Below are 17,226 nucleotides of genomic sequence, written 5' to 3' on the forward strand. Positions count from 1 at the left end.
CTTCGACCTGGCAGGTATGGCTGAGGTGCTGTTTTCCTCGAAAGGGCCGCTGCGACGCCCCTTCGGGTCAGGTTCGTTCCGGCCAGTCCCCGCTGAGTCCCCGCAGCAGCGCGCCGATGGCGGGGGAGGGGGCGAACGCGGCGCCGGGGGCGGTGGTCTCGTGGAGCAGCAGCCCGTCGAGCAGCGCCATGATCGCCCAGAAGTCGGCGGAGGGCCGGGACGAGCCCAGCGCGCGCAACCACCGTGTCCCCTGTGACTCGAGTTCCGCCCTGCGCAGGACTATCTGTTGCCGCAGGCGCTCGTTTACGGCGGCTTCGAGGAAGACGGCGTGCCTGGCGAGGGTGAACGTCCTCGCGGGGCCCGCGAGTTCTCCGGCGAGACCGCCGACGGCTTCGGCGAAGCGCCCGGTGTCGGCCATGGCCTCGGCGTCGAGAGCTTCGGCGAATTCCCGCCAGCTCGCGGTTTCCAGTTCGCTCAGTCTGCCGAGCAGGCCGGAAAGCAGGGCTTCCCTCGTCCGGAAGTAGTTCGATGTCGACCCGGCCGGGACACCGGCTTCCGCGTCGACGGCCCTGTGGGTGAGTGCGCGGGTGCCCTTGGTGCCGAGTACGCGAATGGCCGCGTCCAGTACCTGGTCCTGTTTGCCCTTCACGGGTTCACGGTAGCGGGCAAGGGGTTCTTCCTTTCGCGCGCCGGTGGTGCTTTCCACTGAATCCGCCGTCAGCCTTTCAGGTTGGGATCGCCCCGTGTTTTTCCCGTTTTCCGCTCGGGTATATCAAGATCGTGGGGTTGTGAGAGGAGTGCCCGATGCGCGAACCCGACACCGAGCCCGGAGTTGAACTCTCCGAGCGCTCCCTTCTTTCCACCGTCCACAACGGATCGCCGATGCCCCGGGACCCTTCCGGGGGTCTGCCGGTCTTCGATGAGGACGAAGAACTGGAGCCGATCATCGTGCGCGGCAGGGAATAGCACGAAGCCGCCCCTCGCATGCCGCCCCGTGATCGTGTAGCGTGCTACATCGACGTGAGGGGTGGTGGTCATGATTCGGCAGGACAGGGAGCTGCTCGCGCGGCTCTCCTCGGTCAACACGCGGCTCGGCGAGGCCGTGGTGGAGTTGTTGCACCGTCAGGACGGCGGCCTTTTGCCTGCCGAAGGACTGCGCGCTCTTGGTCACCATCTCCAGGGAATTACCGCTGACCTGCTGAATCGTGCCGATGAGCTGGATGCCGTCGTGATCGACCGGCCGCCCTCGCGCGAGGTAACGTCCCGGTGGCCGCCGACCGCCACCGGAGGAGAGTCGATGAACACCGTGCCCACCTCGCCGGAACCGGACGACGAACTCGCGCTGCGATACCTCAGGCAGGCGGAGAGCGCGGCGGGCACCGCTCCGGACGCCGAACCACGCGACGTCGGACGCATCGGTGTCGTCGGCGCGGGCACGATGGGCGCGGGTATCGCGACGGTGTTCCTGCAGGCCGGGTTTCCGGTCACCGTGGTCGAGCAGAGCGTGGAGGCGCTGGAGCGCGGTGTCGAGCGCATCAGCGCCATCCAGGACAAGGCGGTGGCGAGGGGTAAAGCCGATCGCGCCGAGGCCGACCGCAGGCTCGCGGCCCTGACAGCGGGCACCGATCAGGCATCGCTCGGCGACTGCGACGTCGTGGTCGAGGCGGTGTTCGAGGACATGGAGGTGAAGAAGGCGCTGTTGTCGCGGCTGGCCACGATCGTCAAACCCGGGGCGGTCCTCGCTTCCAACACGTCGTATCTCGACCTCGACGAGCTGGCCGAAGCCAGTGGGCGGCCACGGGACGTGGTGGGGCTGCACTTCTTCAGTCCCGCGCACGTCATGCGGTTGCTTGAGGTGGTTCGCGGGGCGAAGACGGGCGAGGACACCCTGGCCACCGCGTTGTGGCTGGGGCGGAAGACAGGCAAGCTTCCCGTGGTCGCCGGGGTGTGTGACGGCTTCATCGGCAACCGCGTCTACAACGCCTACCGCGTCCAGTGCGAGTTCATGGTCGAGGAAGGTGCTTTGCCGGAGGAGATCGACGCGGCGCTGGAGGGCTTCGGTTTCGCCATGGGGCCGTTCACGGTCTGGGACATGTCAGGGCTCGACATCGCCAAGGCCACCAGGCAGCGGCAGGCCGCGACGAGGGACCCCAGGGAGCGGATGCCGAAGGTGCTGGACGTGCTGTACGAGCGGGGGCGGCTCGGCCGAAAGACAGGCGCGGGCTGGTACGCCTACCCCGATGACGGGGAGCGTCAGGTCGACCCCGCCGTGCACGAGGTGATTCGCGCGGTTGTCGAGCGGAACGGCGTCGAGCCGAGGACGTTGTCGCCGGACGAGATCGTGCGCCGCGCGCTGGGAGTGATCGTCAACGAGGCGATGCTCGTGCTGGCTGACGGCATCGCCGAGCGTGCCTCGGACATCGATCTCGTGCTCGCCAACGGATACGGCTTCCCCAAGAAGCGTGGCGGCCCGCTGTTCTGGGCGCACGATCACCGGGACCAGGTCACCACCGGCATCGACGAGGCTGAGCGGGCAACGGGATTCGGGTTCCGCCGCGGTCGGCTGCCCTGGTAGGCGCCCGGCTCCGATTCGGTGTCGCGCATGCGGGTACCCGGCGAGCGTCGAGGTCAGTGCTCGCCGGGAGGTGAAACGTGCCGAAGCGGATTGTCATCGCAGGCGGTGGCTATGTGGGGCTGTACACGGCGTTGCGGTTGCGGCAGCGGCTCCGTGAGGGCGAGGCCGAAGTGGTCGTGGTCAGCCCTGACAACTTCATGACGTACCGGCCGTTACTGCCTGAGGTCGCGTCCGGCACGCTCGAACCGCGCCACGCCGTGGTGCCGCTGCGGGCGGTCCTACGGGGGACGCGGTTCGTGTCCGGAAAGGTGGTGTCGGCCGATCGCGAGGGCAAAACGGTCGTCGTTCGGCCGGCGGCGGGTCCTGTGTGGGAACTGGATTACGACGAACTCGTCATCGGCATGGGCGCGGTGGCCAAGCTCGCGCCGGTTCCCGGGCTCGCGGAGAACGGCATCGGTTTCAATTCGCTCGCCGAGGGCGTGCACCTTCGTGATCACGTGCTCCGCCAACTGGAGATCGCCTCCGCGACGCCCGATCCCGAACTGCGCAGGTGCGCGCTGACCTTCGTGTTCGTCGGCGGCGGTTACACCGGCGTCGAGGCGATCGCGGAGCTGCAAGACATGGCGACCGATGTGCTCGCGGGCTATCCGGAGCTGGAAGCGGCGGACATGCGGTGGATTCTGGTCGAAGCACTTGACCGCATCCTGACGACGGTGAGTGACGATTTGGCCGACCTTGCCGCGGACGAACTGACCCGGCGAGGCATCGACATCCGCACCGGAACCCGGCTCGACTCCGCGGAAGAAGGGGTTCTCGCGTTGTCGGACGGCACGAAGCTCAGCGCGTCGACCCTCGTGTGGGTGGCGGGGACCCGTCCGAGGTCGGTCGTTGCCGAACTGGGGCTGCCGGTGGACGACGGTGGCAGGCTCGTCGTGGACGCGGCCATGCGGGTCGAGCGGGCGGAACACGTGTGGGCGGCCGGCGATTGCGCCGCCGTACCGGATCCCGAACGGGATGGGGTGTGCCCGCCGACCGCGCAGCACGCGGTGCGGCAGGGCGAGCAGCTTGCCGACAACCTCGTCGCCGTCGTGCGTGGGGGCCGGCCGAGTCCGTTTCGCTATCGCAGCAAGGGCGAATTCATCACGCTGGGCAAGAACAAGGCCGTCGCCGAGGTGTTCGGGAGGAAACTGGCGGGAAGTCTGGCGTGGGCCGCGCGCCGTGGCTACTACGCGACCCAGATACCCACGTGGAATCGCAAGGTGCGCGTGCTGGGTGACTGGCTTGTCGGTATGCCGTTCGGGCACGATGTGGTCGACTTCGGTTCCAGGGAGGCGCCTCGCGGCGCGTTCGAGGAAGCGGCGAGAAAGCCTGCCCGTAGTTCTACACAAGGTTGACGCCAGGCGGATGATTCGTAGAAACTAATGTGGTGACCGCCACTGATGTCGTGGAAGCCGCCGGCCGTCCCGCTGTGTCCTTCGACCGGCAGCCCGATTCCTATCGTCACTGGAAGCTCCGGATCGACGGCCCCGTGGCGTGGCTGGAGCTCGACGTCGATCCCGATGCCGGACTACGGCCCGGCTACGAGCTGAAACTCAACTCCTACGACCTCGGCGTCGACATCGAGTTGTACGACGCGACCCAGCGCCTGCGGTTCGAACATCCCGGAGTGCGCACCGTGGTGCTGACCAGCGCCAAGGAGGGCGTGTTCTGCGCGGGAGCCAACATTCGCATGCTGGCGGGCTCCTCACACGAGTGGAAGGTGAACTTCTGCAAGTTCACCAACGAGACCCGCAACGGGATGGAGGACGCGACCGAGCATTCCGGCCAGACGTATCTGGCAGCGGTGAACGGGACGTGCGCCGGGGGCGGTTACGAACTCGCCCTCGCTTGCGACGAGATCATCCTCGTCGACGACAACTCCTCGACGGTCGCGCTTCCCGAGGTCCCGCTGCTCGGAGTTCTGCCTGGTACCGGAGGGCTCACCAGGGTCGTCGACAAACGCCGGGTGCGCAAGGACCGCGCCGACGTCTTCGCCACCCGCAGTGACGGGCTGCGCGGAAAGACGGCCGTGGAATGGGGGCTTGTCGATGCGCTGGCGCCGCCGACGGGCTTCACCGAGGCGGTGGCGAAGCGGGCGGCGGAATTGGCCGGACGCGGTGACCGGCCGAGCGAGGCTCGTGGCGTCGCGTTGCCGCCGCTGCTCAGGGAGGAGTCCGGGGAGGGCCTTTTCTACCGGTACGTGTCCGCCCGTTACGACCGCGAGGCGCGCACCGTCGAGCTGCTGGTGCGAGGGCCGGGGGCCCCGCCGCCGTCAGAGGTCGCCGACGTTCACGCGAAGGGCGCCGACGGCTGGCTGCTCGCCATGACGAGGGAACTTGACGATGTCATCCTGCGTTTGCGCACCAACGAACCCGAGCTCGGAACCTGGATACTGCGCACCGAGGGCGACGCGGACACCCTGCTGGCGCACGAGAAGGTGATCCTGGATGCCGCCGACGACTGGCTGTGCCGCGAGATCGTCCACTACTACAAGCGAACGCTCAAACGGCTCGACGTCACCAGCCGCAGCCTGATCGCGTTGATCGAGCCGGGAAGCTGCTTCGCGGGTGTGCTGTGGGAACTGGCATTGGCCTGCGACCGGCAGTACATGTTGGACGGTCCGCCCATCGAGGACGAGGACAGCGAGCAGCGGGCGGCGATCCGGCTCAGCTCCGCGAACTTCGGTGTCTTCCCGATGGGAAACGGCCTCAGCAGACTGGAATCGCGGTTCTACCGCGAGGACGACCACCTCGCCTGGCTCGCCAAGGAAACGGACCGCGAGATCTCGCCGGGCGAGGCCAGTGAACTCGGGCTGGTGACCGATGCGCCGGACGACATCGACTGGGAGGACGAGATCAGGCTCGTCGTCGAGGCGCGGGGCGCGCTGAGTCCCGACGCGCTGACGGGAATGGAAGCCAGCAACCGGTTCGTGGGCCCGGAAACCATGGAGACCAAGATTTTCGGCAGGCTCAGTGCCTGGCAGAACTGGATCTTCAACCGGCCCAACGCGGCGGGCACCGAGGGTGCGCTGCGACGTTACGGAACCGGCCAGCGGGCCGTCTTCGACCGGAAACGGGTGTGAGCGATGCCGGAAAAGATCGACTACGACGCCAAGATCCCGAACAACGTCGACCTGTCCTCCAACCGCAGGCTGCAAAGGGCACTGGAAGGCTGGCAGCCGAGGTTCATGAACTGGTGGGCCGAGATGGGGCCGACGCTGGAGACTCAGGGCGTGTATCTGCGTACCGCGGTCAGCGTCGGCAGGGAGGGCTGGGCGCATTTCGGCCACGTCGTCCCTCAGGACTACCGGTGGGGCATCTTCCTCGCCGAACGCAATCCCGACCGTACCATCGCCTTCGGCGAGCACAAGGGCGAGCCGGTGTGGCAACAGGTCCCCGGCGAGTACAGGGCGGACTTGCAGCGGCTCATCGTGATCCAGGGCGACACCGAACCGGCTTCGGTCGAGCAGCAGAAGTTGCTCGGCCTCACCGCGCCGAGCCTGTACGACCTGCGCAATCTGTTCCAGGTCAACGTCGAGGAGGGCAGGCACCTGTGGGCGATGGTGTACCTGCTGCACGCCTACTTCGGCAGAGAGGGAAGGGAGGAGGCCGAAGCGCTGCTGTACCGCAACTCCGGAAGCCCCGACACCCCGCGCATTCTCGGCGCCTTCAACGAGGAGACCGCCGACTGGCTGGCGTTCTACATGTTCACGTACTTCACCGACAGGGACGGCAAGTACCAGCTCGGCACGCTGAAGGAGTCGGCGTTCGACCCGCTGTCGCGTACGTGTGAGTTCATGCTGAAAGAGGAAGCTCACCACATGTTCGTCGGCACGACGGGCGTCGACAGGGTGGTGGCGCGCAGTTCGGAACTGATCCGTGAGCACGACACGATGGACATCGCCCCGCACGGCGGGATTCCGCTGTCGATCGTCCAGAAGTACATCAACTTTCACTACAGCGTCTCGCTGGACCTGTTCGGCAGCGAGACGTCCACCAACGCGGCCAACTACTACACCTCGGGCCTGAAGGGCCGCTGGCTGGAGACCAGGCGCAAGGACGACCACCAGCTCACCGAGGACAGCGCACTGCTCGACAAGCCGGGCGCCGACGGCACGTGGGGACAGGATGAATTGCAGGCCATTCTGCTGCTCAACCTCGACCTGCGTGGCGAATACATCGCCGACTGCCACACCGGGCTCAAGCGGTGGAACCGGATTCTCGCCGACAACGACATCGACCACCGGCTCTACCTGCCGCACCCCGGATTCAACCGGCAGGTCGGCATCAACGCCGGTTACCACGTGACGCCGGATGGCACGATCGTGGACGAGGAAACCTGGCAGGCGGCGAAGTCGCATTGGCTGCCGACGGAAGAAGACCTGACCTTTGTCCGCTCGTTGATGAAACCCGTCTACGAACGTGGCAAGATCGCCAGTTGGGTCGCACCCCCGACCAACGGAATCAACGGCAAACCGTTCGACTACGAATACGTCTACCTGACCTAAGGCGGGGCCCATGAGCATCCCCGGCGGTACCTTCCCGTTCAACGCGGCCGAGTATCTGGTCGGACGGCACGTCGCCTCGGGAGACGGCGCACGCACCGCCGTCGTCTCGAACACTCGCACCCTGACCTATTCCGAACTCGATCAGCAGGTCCGCACGGTGGCAGCGGGCTTGCGCGCGCTCGGTGTCCGCCCGGAAGAGCGGGTGCTGATGTGCATGACCGACGAGATCGAGTTGTTCACCGCGATTCTGGCCGGGATGTATCTCGGCGCGGTCGCGGTGCCGTGCTCGACGATGCTGACCGGCGGCGAACTCGGCCGGTTGATCGCCGATTCCAGAACCAGGATCGTGCTGGGGTCGACGGAGTTCGCCGAGCAGGTGCGCGCGGGCGTCGCGGTCGCGCCGGACGTGGAAACGGTGGTGCTGACCGATGAGTGGCACCGGCTCACCGGCCAGGGCGCGCTCTCCACGCCCTACGACACCTGGGCCGACTCACCCGCGCTGTGGCTCTACACCTCGGGCACGACCGGGGCGCCCAAGGCCGCGATGCACCGGCACACCGACATCAGGTTCGTCGCCGAGAACTACGCGCAGCGCGTGCTCGGCATCCGGCCGGACGACAGGTGTCTTTCGGTGGCGAAGCTCTTCTTCGCCTACGGCATCGGAAATTCCATGTTCTTCCCGCTTTCCGTCGGTGCCACCGCGTTGCTGGAATCGGCGAGGCCGACTCCGGCGCTGATGGCGGAGCGGGCCAGTACCCAGAACGCGACTCTGCTGTTCGGTACGCCCAGCTTCTGGGGGCCGCTGCTGGCCAGCGACGTTCCCGGCGACGCGTTCCGGACCGTGCGTGGCGGCGCGTCGGCCGGGGAGGCGCTGCCCCCGCGCATGCTGCACGGAATGCGGGAACGGTTCGGGGTCGAGGTACTCGACGGCATCGGCTCGACCGAGATGCTGCACATCTTCATCTCCAACCGGCCTGGCAAGGCGCGGCCGTCGTCGTCGGGGACGCCCGTTCCCGGCTACGAGGTGGAGATCCGCGACGAGAGCGGCGCGCTGATCGAGACCGATGGGCAGCCGGGGGAGCTGTACGTGCGCGGGGACAGCGCGGCGACGGGCTACTGGTGCAGGGCGGCGACCTCGCGGCTGGTGTTCCTCGGTGAGTGGATGCGTACGGGCGACACCTACGTGCGCAACGCCGATGGCACCTATACGTGTCTCGGCAGGTTCAACGACATGATCAAGGCGGGCGGTATCTGGGTCACGCCGAGCGAGGTCGAGGACCGGTTGCTCGAACATCCGGACGTCGCGGAGGCGGTCGTGGTGGGTGTTCCCGATTCCGACGAGCTCGACAAGCCGGTGGCGTGCGTGGTGCCGATGCCGGGAAAGCATGTCGACGAAGCGGACCTGATCCGGTGGTGCAGGGAGGAATTGGCTTCCTTCAAGCGGCCGAGGGTGGTGGTCGAGCTGGCCGAGTTGCCGAAGACCGCGACCGGCAAGATCCGCAGGAACGTGTTGCGGGACATGGTGAAAGCCACTTCGGAGCCGGACCCGGACACACAGCCCGCCGAGGCGGCCCCGTGATCGAAGGCAGGACCGTCGTCGACGCGCACGTCCATGTGCCGAGGCTGTCGACGCTGAAGCCGTCGTGGCTGGAGTGGGCAAGGCGGTTCTCGGGCCCGCACCCGTGGCGCGAGGTCTACGACGGCGACGGTGATCCGGTTCCCGGACGGCTCGACGCCCTCTTCGAGGAAGAAGGCGTCGACCGTGCCCTGCTGTTCTGCGAGTACAGCCCGAGGGCGACCGGCATTCAGCCCATCGAAGACAATCTGCCGTTCGTCGAGTGCAATCCGGAACGGTTCCGGCTCGTCGCGAACGTGAACCCGCATCTGCATCATCCGCTGGCGTCCGAAGTGGAACGACAGCTCGATCTCGGTGCCGTCGCCCTCAAACTGCATCCCGTGCACGGTGGTTTCTCTCCCGCCGACAAGGAGTTGTACGCGGCGTACCACGTGTGCCAGGAGCGGGACGTTCCCGTTGTCCTGCATTCGGGGACGAGCAGTTTCCCCGGCGCGCGCACGAGTTTCGGCAATCCCGAGCTGTTGTCGGATGTCGTCGAGGACTTTCCGGGAGTGCGGTTCGTGTTCGCGCACGGCGGCCGTGGCTGGTGGTACGACGTCGCAGCGTTTCTCGCGCTCGCGAAGGACAACGTATGGCTCGATCTCGCGGGACTACCGCCGAAGAAGCTGCCGGGCTACTACGCGCGGTTCGACTTCGCGAGGCTGGCGACCCGGTTCGTGTTCGGCACCGACTGGCCGGGTGTTCCAGGGACGGCGAACAACGTCAGGGCTCTCGCCTCGCTCGGCCTTCCCGAGGATGTGCTGTGCGACGTCCTCGCGGGCAACGCGGGCAAGATCTACCCCGGTCTCGGCGGATAGCGCGACGTCATTCGCGACCTTCGACGGCGACGAGCCGATCCCAATGCCGCTGCGCGGACGGCCGCCATTCGGCGTGCTTACCGTGGAACACCTCGGCCGCACGGCCACCCGTCCAGTTGCCGGGCAGCAGGCCGGGCGGCAATTGCGGGTCGAGGAAAGGAAACCGGCGCCATTCGTGCACGAGCCGGGTCTGCGCGTCGAGCGCGGCGGCCTCGTCGGCCGGATCGAGGGTGGCGAACGCCGCGACGAACTCGTCGTAGCGGCGCACCAGTTCCCGCAGGTCCCATGCCCTGGTGACAACGGTGCTCTCGTCGCCGATCGCTCCGTAGGAGCCGACGAACGACATCGCCTCGCCGAGCGCGAGGGCGTCGAGAATGGTCAGCGCTTCCTTTTCCCTCGACGTGTGCGGGGTGATCCACACGCCGGGGTCGGGCGAACCGAAACCGGCCCAGGTGAGTTTGGTCCGCAGTTGGTGCCGCAGGTCGCGTTTGGCCTCTGGCACGGAAACGAGCACGATCAGCCAGCGTCCGTCCCAGGTGCGCTCGCTGCTTCCGAAGTCGTAGATGCGGTGGGCGCCCTCGGTGAGCAGCTTCCGGCCCGGCTCGGTCAGCGACCAGCGCACCCTGCGCCCGACGCGCTCGGATTCCAGCCAGCCTTCCTTCGCCGTCCTCGCCAGCGCCTGGCGCGCGGACTTCTCCTCGACGTCGAACGTCGCGAGCGCGTCGACGAGCACGGATGTCCACACCGGACGGTCGCGGGGAAGCACGAACTCGCCGAGCAGTGTCATCAGCAATGAGCGCGCGCTCATGTGACTGACTTCCCTGCGGCGGCTGACGACAGGGCCTCCTTGCCGCCCCTCTGCTGGCATGGTGACACCACTTCCTCGCTGATCGGGTGCGTCGAGGGTAGCGTCAGCGCCCCAGCCAGTCGCGCACGGCGGTGGCCAGCGCCTCGGCCCACCGCGTGAGCAGTGCCTCGCCCTCGGCGGCGTCCGCGCCGGCGGGATCGCCGAGGACGCCGTTGACACTGACGGCGGCGACTCCTCCCGCGACGAGCCGGTCGAACAGTTCCGGCAGTGGAGCGGTGTTACCCGCCTCCGCCTTGTCGGTGGCGACGTCCTGAGGGCGAAGCCGCAGCAGCACCGACGTCTCGGTGCGGCCCGCGTGGCTGTCGCCAGGTGGCCCGTCAGGCGACCAGGCGAGCACGCGGCGCCCCTCGTCGCGCAAAAGCCGGACCGCCGCGCGCACCGGGGCGGCGTTGCCCCCGTGCCCGTTGACGATCACGACACCGGCGAAGTCGTCGGCGGAGCGGACGAGTTCGACGAGCAGGAGTTCCAGCGCCGTTCTTCCGATGGAGAGGGTGCCGGGAAATCCGGCGTGCTCACCGCTCGACCCGTACGGCAGCGCGGGCGCCACGACGATGTCGACGGTGTCGCCGATCGAGGCGGCGAGCCGGTCGCACAGTTCGGTCGCGATGGTGGTGTCGGTGTGCAGTGGCAGATGCGGGCCGTGTTGCTCGGTGGCGCCGAGTGGAACGGCGAGCACGGGCTTGCCGACCTCCGGCCAGCGCAGCCCGCCGAGGCGCGTCACCGGAGCGAGCCTTCGGTGAAGCGGGGCAGCAGTGGCGCCGCGGTGCGTTCCCGCACCGCGCCTGCCCACACCCCTGCCCCGTAGGCGAGATCGTCGGCGACGCGAAGGGCGAGCCACGACGGGTGCCTGCCGTGCCGTTCGCGCAGCCATTCGAGCACGCATGGCAGCAGCGCGGCGAGCAGGAGGCGCCTGCCTCGGGCGGTGGGCAGCAACAGCGGCCACCACGCTCTCCGCGCGGCTTCGGCGAGCAGCCTTCCCGCGCCGAGGTGACCGAGCGCGGCCAGCCGGAGCGATTCGCGGACCGGGATGCCTCGGGAGCGGAGTTTCCGGGGCAGCAGCGCGGAACTCCCTGCGGCGAGCGTCAACGCGGCGCGAGGGGCACCGGCAGCGAGCAGCGCCCACGACGCCGCGCTCCACGCCGAGAGCCGGGCGGGGGAGAGCAGCCCGGGATGGCGCAGGGCCAGCGGAGCGGCGGAGGTTCCGTATTCGAACCGCTGGCGCAGCCACGGCAGCGCTGAGGGCCGTGGCAGGTGACCGACGACGGCGGTGGGCTCGTAGCGCACCGCGCCGAGTTCGAGCAGCTTCCACACCAGGTCGACGTCCTCGCCGAACCGCAGCGCCTCGTCGAAGCCCGACACGGCGGCCAGCGCGTCGCGGCGGACGAGCAGCGCCGCGCTGGGCACGTAGCTCACCCTGCTCATGGGACGGACCGGGGCGGGCAGGGCGCCGAGGTCGAGACTGGACCGGTCGGCTTCGTAGGCCGCGAGCGCGGAGTGGCCTTGGCTGCCGCGGATGCGCGGTGCCACGGCGACGACGGCAGGGTCGGAGAAGTGCCGCAGCAGTGGTTCGAGCCAGCCTGGTTCCGGCAGGGTGTCGGAGTCGAGGAAGGCCACCACGCGGGTGTTCGCCGTGCGCCAGCCCGCGTTGCGGGCGGCGGCGGGACCTCGCGGTGTGTCGTGCCGGATGGCCGCGGACGGCAACGGTCGGTTGGAGCCGTCGTCGACGACGACGTGGCAGGCGAGTTCCGGGGTCGCCGCGACGAGCCGCGCCACGCCGTCCGGGTTGTCCTTCACGGGGACGACGAGGGTGACCTCGGCCGCGGTCAGTTCCGGCGGAGGGACGGGATGCAGCAGGCCCGCGTCGACAAGTCGCCGCGCCAGCCGGTGTTCGGTCGCCGCGGGGCCGAGCGGTTCCCCTCCAAGCCACCGGTCGAGTACCTTCGCGCCGCCCACGCCGAGCCGCACGAGCCGCAGTGGGGAACCGCCGATCAGCAGCGGGCCTCTCCTGCGGACCGAGTCGTCCATTGTCAGCAGCGTTCCGGTCTTCATGTCGTGAACCCACCGTCGGCGTGGATGACGGACCCGGTGATCGCGGAGGAATCGGGTGAGCACAGGAACGCGATCGTCGCGGCGATCTCGTCCGGTTCGAGCAGCCTGCCGACGAGCTGGTGCTTCGCGAACTCCTCGACGTCGGTGAGGTCGTAGAGCGCGGCCGTCGCGGTGAGCATGTCGGTGCGGGTCGACCCAGGGGATACCGCCGTGGCGCAGATACCGGTGCCGCGCAGGTCGGTGGCGAGTCCTTTGACGAGCCCGACGACGGCGTGCTTGGCCGCGTTGTAACCGGCGAGGTGCCACAACCCGTTGTGCGCGGCGGCCGAGGCGAGCGCGACGAACCTGCCGTGCCGGGGCTCGGGGCGGCGCAGCAGCGCGGGAATCGCCGCTCTGGCCAGGTTCGCGACCCCTTGGACGCCGACGGAGAACAGCGCGTCCCATTCGGTGTCGTCGCTTTCCCACAGTGGGGCGCCGCCTGCCATGAGCGCCGCGGCGGCGACGGCGGCGTCGAGTCCGCCGAACCGTTCCTCCGCGAGCGCGACGGCCTCGGTGAGCCGGGCGAGATCCCGCACGTCGGCGACGACGTCGTGCACCGCGCCCTGATAGGGCGCGGCGAGTTCGGCGAGCTGCTTTCTGGTGCCGAGCGGGTAGGGCACGCTCGGGTCGTCCTCGGCTCTGTCGAGCGCGACGACGTTCCAGCCGGTGTCGGCGAGCCTGCGGACGGCGGCGGCGCCGATTCCCCTCGCCGCACCGGTGACGAGCGCTGTTCTCGGCTGGCTCATGGTTTCCCCGTTCCGTCCGGCACCGTCTCGCGGGAATGGTGCGCTCATAGTGCCACCGCCGCCCGGTGCCCCTCGGCGATCGCGGCGTCCGCTCTGCGCGGCGTGACACAGTCACCGGCCCTGACGACCTCGAACTTCGCCGAACCGGACAGTTCGTGCCACAGGGTGTCCTCCGGCTCCTGATGCGTCGCGCACACCACCCAGTCGAAGCACGCGTCGGTGGTCGCTCCGGTGGTGTGCCTCAGCACGCGCAGCCGCACTCCGCCGGTGTCGCGCGTCGCGGACAGGATCACTTCCTCCGTGTCCTGGACGATGCCCTTCGCCTCGGCGCGCACTGAGAAGGTCTCCATGTCGAGGGTGAGGGCGAGGTCCTGCCCGACGACAAGGCCGGGGGTCGACATCCGCACCGCGCAGCCACGGTCGGCGAGGAGTTCGGCCACCGATGTCGCCTGGTGGAAACCGAGGTCGTCGACGACGAGTACCCGGCCTTCCGGGGCCGCCCTTCCTTCCAGGACGTCCCGCACGTCCACGATCCTGCCGAGTTCGCCTGCCCAGTGCGGTCGCCGTGGTCTGGCACCGGTGGCCAGCACGACGGCTTCCGGCGCGAGCGCCGCGATGCTCTCGGCCGTCGCGGTGAAGCCGGTTCTGACGTCGACTCCCTCACGCAGGCACTCGGTGAGGGAGGTACTGACGAGGTCGAGGAATTCGGCCCTGCTCGGCGCGCGGGCCGCGATCGCGACCTGGCCGCCGGTCGCGGCCAGCCGTTCGAGCAGCGTCACCTGGTGGCCCCTGCTCGCGGCGGTCGCCGCGGTCCGCAAACCGGCGGGCCCGCCACCGACGACGACCACCCTGCGGCCCCTGCGGCGCGGCGGCGGCAGTGGCACGCTTTCCTTGCCGGTGCGCGGGTTCTCGACACAGCCGAGGTCCCGGTTGAGCCCTACTCTGCCGACGCATTCCTGGTTGCACGAAAGGCAGGTCCGGATGGCCCCGGAGTGTCCCGAGCGCGCTTTCGCGGCGAAGTCGGCGTCGGCGATCTGTCCTCGAACGACACCGATCAGGTCGGCTTTCCCTTCGGCGAGCGCCTTTTCCGCCTGCTCGGGGTCCTTGAAGCGGCCGACGCCGACGACAGGCAGCTCGACGGTGTCGCGGATGGCGCTGGAGATGTAGGTCGCGTAGCCGCGAGGGATGCCCATCGAGGCTTCGATGAGGTAGAGCGTCGAGGTCGCGACACCGATCGAGGTGTTGACGTAGTCGACGCCGCCAGTGGCCTCCGCCCATCCGGCGACGTCGATGGCTTCCGGGAGGGTGATTCCGCCTTCGACGAGTTCGTCGCCGCACAGCCGGATCCCGAGTGCCATGTCCGCTCCGATGGCTTCCCGCACGGCGGCGACGAGGCGAAGCAGCAGCCGGGCCCTGTTCCACAGCGAGCCGCCGTACTCGTCGGTGCGGATGTTCGTGGCCGGGGCGAGAAATCCCCGCACGATCGAGGATTGCGAGCATTGGATCTCGACTCCGTCGAAGCCGCCTCGTCGGCAGTGCGCCGCGACCGTCGCGTAACCGGCGACGATGTCGTCGATGTCGGCGGCGGTGGCCTCGCGCGGAACCTCGCGGAACACCGGATCGGGCACGGGGGAGGGCGCCACTAGCGGTAGCCGCGAGTACAGGCCCGACGACTGGCCGCCGTTGTGGTTGAGCTGCGCGAAGATCGGTGTTCCGTGTGCGTGCACGGCATCGGTGATCCGCCGGTAGCCCTCGATCACCTCGGGCAGGTGACCTCGGATGAGCTTTTCGTAGGGCCGGTCGGCGGGGTGGGTCGAATGTTCCTCGGTGATGATCAGCCCGGCGCCCCCTGCCGCGCGCGCCGCGTAGTAGGCGGCGTGCCGCGCGGTCGGCAGCCCGCCTGCCCCGCCGCCCGCGTAGTTCGTCAGGTGTGCCGAGAAGACGATCCGGTTGGCCAGGGTCACCGGCCCGATCCGCAGCGGGGAGAACAGGTGCGGATACCACTTGCTCATGCCGTCACCGTCCTCGCGCCGAGTTCCAGCGCCGCGCGCCGCCCTTCGAGGATCGCCTCGTGCACGGTGCGGGGCGCGACCCGGTCTCCTGCGAGTAGCGCGGAGGAAGGGAAAGCGCCGGGCCGGGGCAGCCGGTGTCCACAGTGGATCAACGTGGAGCAGGGAATATCGGTCGCCGTCCCCGTGTACGCGTCGGTCACGACGACGTGCCCCGCGAACACTTCTCTCAGGACGCTGCGTTTGGCAAGCGTGACACCGGCTCGCCGCAACCGGGCGGTGGCGTCGGCGAGGTCACCCGTCGGCGCGAGCCGGGTGCCGATCACCAGGTCCTGGCTGATGATCGTGGCCGCATGCCCTCGCGCCGCGACGAGTTCCGCGACACCGACTCCCACGGCGTCACCGACCGGGTCGTGCACCACGACCGGCCCGGGGCCGAGACCGCGCGGATCGCGGAGGAGCCCGACGACGTCGAGCACGACCGCGCCATCGTGCACGAGGTAGTTTCTCGGTCCCGCTACGGATCCCGTCGCGACGATGACGCCGGTCTTGTCGCCGAGATCCACCTCGGTCGAGGTGCTGACCTCGACACCCAGCCGGATCACCTCCCCGGCGAGCCAGTCCCTGAGCGCGCCGAGCCGCGCGCGCCCGGGGATCCTGGCCGCGACGTTCAGCATGCCGCCCAGTTCGGCTTCCCTTTCCACCAGCCGGACGTCGTGTCCCCGCAGGGCGAGCACCCGGGCCGCTTCCAGCCCGGCGGGACCGCCGCCGACGACGAGCGCGCGGCGTGGTGGATCGGTTCCCTCGGAGGGAGGGTCGCCGGTCTCGTGCCCGCTGCGCGGGTCGCCGATACAGCTCACCACGGGATTGCGGACGTCCCTGACCCCGCATTTCTGGTTGGTCAGCGTGCACGGCCTGATCCGTTCGGGCGAGCCGAGCTTGGCGACGAAGTCGGCGTCGGCGATGTGCGCCCTGGTCAGTTCGACCAGATCGGCGACGCCGTCGGCGATCGCCGAGGCAGCCTGTTCCGGATCGACGACCGAGCCCTGCAACACGACCGCCGCCGCGCCGGAGACCGCTTCTCTGACGTCCCGGCACAGCCCGATGTTGAAGCCGGGTTCGGTGTGCGAATCGGGTCTCGCCGTCGCCAAGGCCGAACCTCGTACGACCGTGAGGTAGTCGATGTTTCCCGAGTCTCCTACGAGGCGAGCGGCGATGCCGGGCGCCTGCTCCGGCGTGATCCCTGCCCACGGCGCGAGTTCGTCGCACGAGAGCCGGAGGCCGAGGACCCGGCCCTCCCCGATGCGCTTCCTCACCGAGGAGAGCACCTCGCGAAGCAGCGCGGTCCTATCGGTCCCGTAGGCGTCGTTTCGCTGGTTGGTGAGTCCGGAAAGGAACTGGCGCAACAGCGCGTACTGGCCCGCATCGACCTCCACACCATCCACATCGGACTCGACGGCAATGCGTGCCGCTTCGTCGAAGCCGTCGATCAGCGCGCGGATGTGCGCGGCCTCCATCTCCATCGGCAGCTCGCGGCTGGCGACGTCGGGGACCCGCGACGGTGCCCACAGTGCCTGCTGGGAGTAGGCGGAGGTGCCCTGCGAGCCGGTGTGCCCGATGCTCGCGACGACGAGTGCCCCATGAGGGCGGCAGGCCCGCGTGATCGCCGTCCAGCCCGGCCCGCACTCGGCGGCGAGCGGGGCACGTTCGTAGGGCCAGTCCGATTCGTGCACGCTCGCGGTCTCGGTGACGATGACGCCGCAGCCGCCCTCGGCTCTGCGCTCGTAGTAGGCGACGTGTGCCTCGCCGATGGCTCTTCCGGTGCCGAGGTTCGTCACGTGCGGGCCGAACAGCGTCCGCGAGGCAGCCCTTCGCCCCGCGAGCCGCAGCGGCAGGGTCAATGGCCGGAGGCCGGTGTCCTGAGTGGAGTGGGTCACCGGCCGCGATTCCCGCGAGCAGCC

14 protein-coding genes are annotated in these 17,226 nt (G+C 69.0%); 7 read left to right on the forward strand and 7 right to left on the reverse strand.

Annotated elements, in window-relative coordinates:
- Positions 1–67: 67 nt before the first annotated feature.
- Positions 68–649, reverse strand: a complete 582-nt coding sequence (locus BAY61_RS05990) for a TetR/AcrR family transcriptional regulator (RefSeq protein ID WP_091800737.1) — start codon at positions 647–649, stop codon at positions 68–70.
- A gap of 155 nt (positions 650–804) precedes the next feature.
- On the opposite strand from BAY61_RS05990, the gene BAY61_RS32760 reads away from it, so the two are divergent.
- The 7 genes from BAY61_RS32760 to BAY61_RS06020 all read left to right on the forward strand — a co-directional run bounded on the left by BAY61_RS32760 (position 805) and on the right by BAY61_RS06020 (position 9,554).
- Positions 805–966, forward strand: coding sequence for a hypothetical protein (locus BAY61_RS32760; RefSeq protein WP_170140075.1), 162 nt, complete (start codon positions 805–807; stop codon positions 964–966).
- 70 nt (positions 967–1,036) lie between these two features.
- Positions 1,037–2,575 carry a 3-hydroxyacyl-CoA dehydrogenase gene (locus tag BAY61_RS05995; protein WP_143021344.1) on the forward strand — a complete coding sequence of 513 codons (1,539 nt, stop codon included), beginning with the start codon at positions 1,037–1,039 and terminating at the stop codon, positions 2,573–2,575.
- Between the two features lie 77 nt (positions 2,576–2,652).
- Positions 2,653–3,969 carry an NAD(P)/FAD-dependent oxidoreductase gene (locus BAY61_RS06000; RefSeq protein ID WP_091799528.1) on the forward strand — a complete coding sequence of 439 codons (1,317 nt, stop codon included), beginning with the start codon at positions 2,653–2,655 and terminating at the stop codon, positions 3,967–3,969.
- 32 nt (positions 3,970–4,001) lie between these two features.
- On the forward strand, positions 4,002–5,696 hold the full coding sequence (gene boxC / locus BAY61_RS06005) for a 2,3-epoxybenzoyl-CoA dihydrolase (protein ID WP_245865848.1): 1,695 nt from the start codon (positions 4,002–4,004) through the stop codon (positions 5,694–5,696).
- 3 nt (positions 5,697–5,699) lie between these two features.
- Positions 5,700–7,121, forward strand: a complete 1,422-nt coding sequence (boxB, locus tag BAY61_RS06010) for a benzoyl-CoA 2,3-epoxidase subunit BoxB (RefSeq protein WP_091799531.1) — start codon at positions 5,700–5,702, stop codon at positions 7,119–7,121.
- 10 nt (positions 7,122–7,131) lie between these two features.
- Complete coding sequence (locus BAY61_RS06015; protein ID WP_091799533.1) at positions 7,132–8,700, forward strand: benzoate-CoA ligase family protein; 1,569 nt, start codon at positions 7,132–7,134, stop codon at positions 8,698–8,700.
- Positions 8,697–9,554 carry an amidohydrolase family protein gene (locus tag BAY61_RS06020; protein WP_091799536.1) on the forward strand — a complete coding sequence of 286 codons (858 nt, stop codon included), beginning with the start codon at positions 8,697–8,699 and terminating at the stop codon, positions 9,552–9,554. The genes BAY61_RS06015 and BAY61_RS06020 overlap by 4 nt, the downstream gene beginning before the upstream one ends.
- 7 nt (positions 9,555–9,561) lie before the next feature.
- On the opposite strand, the gene BAY61_RS06025 is transcribed toward BAY61_RS06020, so the two are convergent.
- From BAY61_RS06025 to BAY61_RS06050, 6 genes are all read right to left on the reverse strand, one after another.
- Positions 9,562–10,341 (reverse strand): PaaX family transcriptional regulator, encoded by a 780-nt coding sequence (locus BAY61_RS06025; RefSeq protein ID WP_245866163.1) that lies wholly within the window; start codon positions 10,339–10,341, stop codon positions 9,562–9,564.
- 124 nt (positions 10,342–10,465) lie between these two features.
- Positions 10,466–11,143: a mycofactocin biosynthesis peptidyl-dipeptidase MftE gene (mftE, locus tag BAY61_RS06030; protein ID WP_091799542.1), complete on the reverse strand. Its 678-nt coding sequence runs from the start codon at positions 11,141–11,143 to the stop codon at positions 10,466–10,468.
- Positions 11,140–12,471, reverse strand: coding sequence for a mycofactocin biosynthesis glycosyltransferase MftF (mftF, locus tag BAY61_RS06035; protein WP_091799545.1), 1,332 nt, complete (start codon positions 12,469–12,471; stop codon positions 11,140–11,142). Before mftF ends, mftE begins: the two co-directional genes overlap by 4 nt.
- On the reverse strand, positions 12,468–13,304 hold the full coding sequence (locus BAY61_RS06040) for a mycofactocin-coupled SDR family oxidoreductase (RefSeq protein WP_245865850.1): 837 nt from the start codon (positions 13,302–13,304) through the stop codon (positions 12,468–12,470). The genes mftF and BAY61_RS06040 overlap by 4 nt, the downstream gene beginning before the upstream one ends.
- Complete coding sequence (locus tag BAY61_RS06045; protein WP_091799549.1) at positions 13,301–15,268, reverse strand: mycofactocin system FadH/OYE family oxidoreductase 2; 1,968 nt, start codon at positions 15,266–15,268, stop codon at positions 13,301–13,303. The genes BAY61_RS06040 and BAY61_RS06045 overlap by 4 nt, the downstream gene beginning before the upstream one ends.
- Positions 15,265–17,202, reverse strand: a complete 1,938-nt coding sequence (locus BAY61_RS06050; RefSeq protein WP_091799552.1) for a mycofactocin system FadH/OYE family oxidoreductase 1 — start codon at positions 17,200–17,202, stop codon at positions 15,265–15,267. Before BAY61_RS06050 ends, BAY61_RS06045 begins: the two co-directional genes overlap by 4 nt.
- Positions 17,203–17,226 lie beyond the last annotated feature (24 nt).

It is taken from the genome of Prauserella marina (assembly GCF_002240355.1).
Lineage (GTDB): Bacteria > Actinomycetota > Actinomycetes > Mycobacteriales > Pseudonocardiaceae > Prauserella_A > Prauserella_A marina.

Excerpts from the sequence above, each read along its gene's own strand:
- BAY61_RS32760 (WP_170140075.1), top strand. The coding sequence starts at position 805 with ATGCGCGAACCCGACACCGAGCCCGGAGTTGAACTCTCCGAGCGCTCC.
- BAY61_RS05995 (WP_143021344.1), top strand. The coding sequence starts at position 1,037 with ATGATTCGGCAGGACAGGGAGCTGCTCGCGCGGCTCTCCTCGGTCAAC.
- boxB (WP_091799531.1), top strand. The coding sequence starts at position 5,700 with ATGCCGGAAAAGATCGACTACGACGCCAAGATCCCGAACAACGTCGAC.
- BAY61_RS06015 (WP_091799533.1), top strand. The coding sequence starts at position 7,132 with ATGAGCATCCCCGGCGGTACCTTCCCGTTCAACGCGGCCGAGTATCTG.
- BAY61_RS06025 (WP_245866163.1), bottom strand. The coding sequence starts at position 10,341 with ATGACACTGCTCGGCGAGTTCGTGCTTCCCCGCGACCGTCCGGTGTGG.
- mftF (WP_091799545.1), bottom strand. The coding sequence starts at position 12,471 with ATGAAGACCGGAACGCTGCTGACAATGGACGACTCGGTCCGCAGGAGA.
- BAY61_RS06040 (WP_245865850.1), bottom strand. The coding sequence starts at position 13,304 with ATGAGCGCACCATTCCCGCGAGACGGTGCCGGACGGAACGGGGAAACC.
- BAY61_RS06045 (WP_091799549.1), bottom strand. The coding sequence starts at position 15,268 with ATGAGCAAGTGGTATCCGCACCTGTTCTCCCCGCTGCGGATCGGGCCG.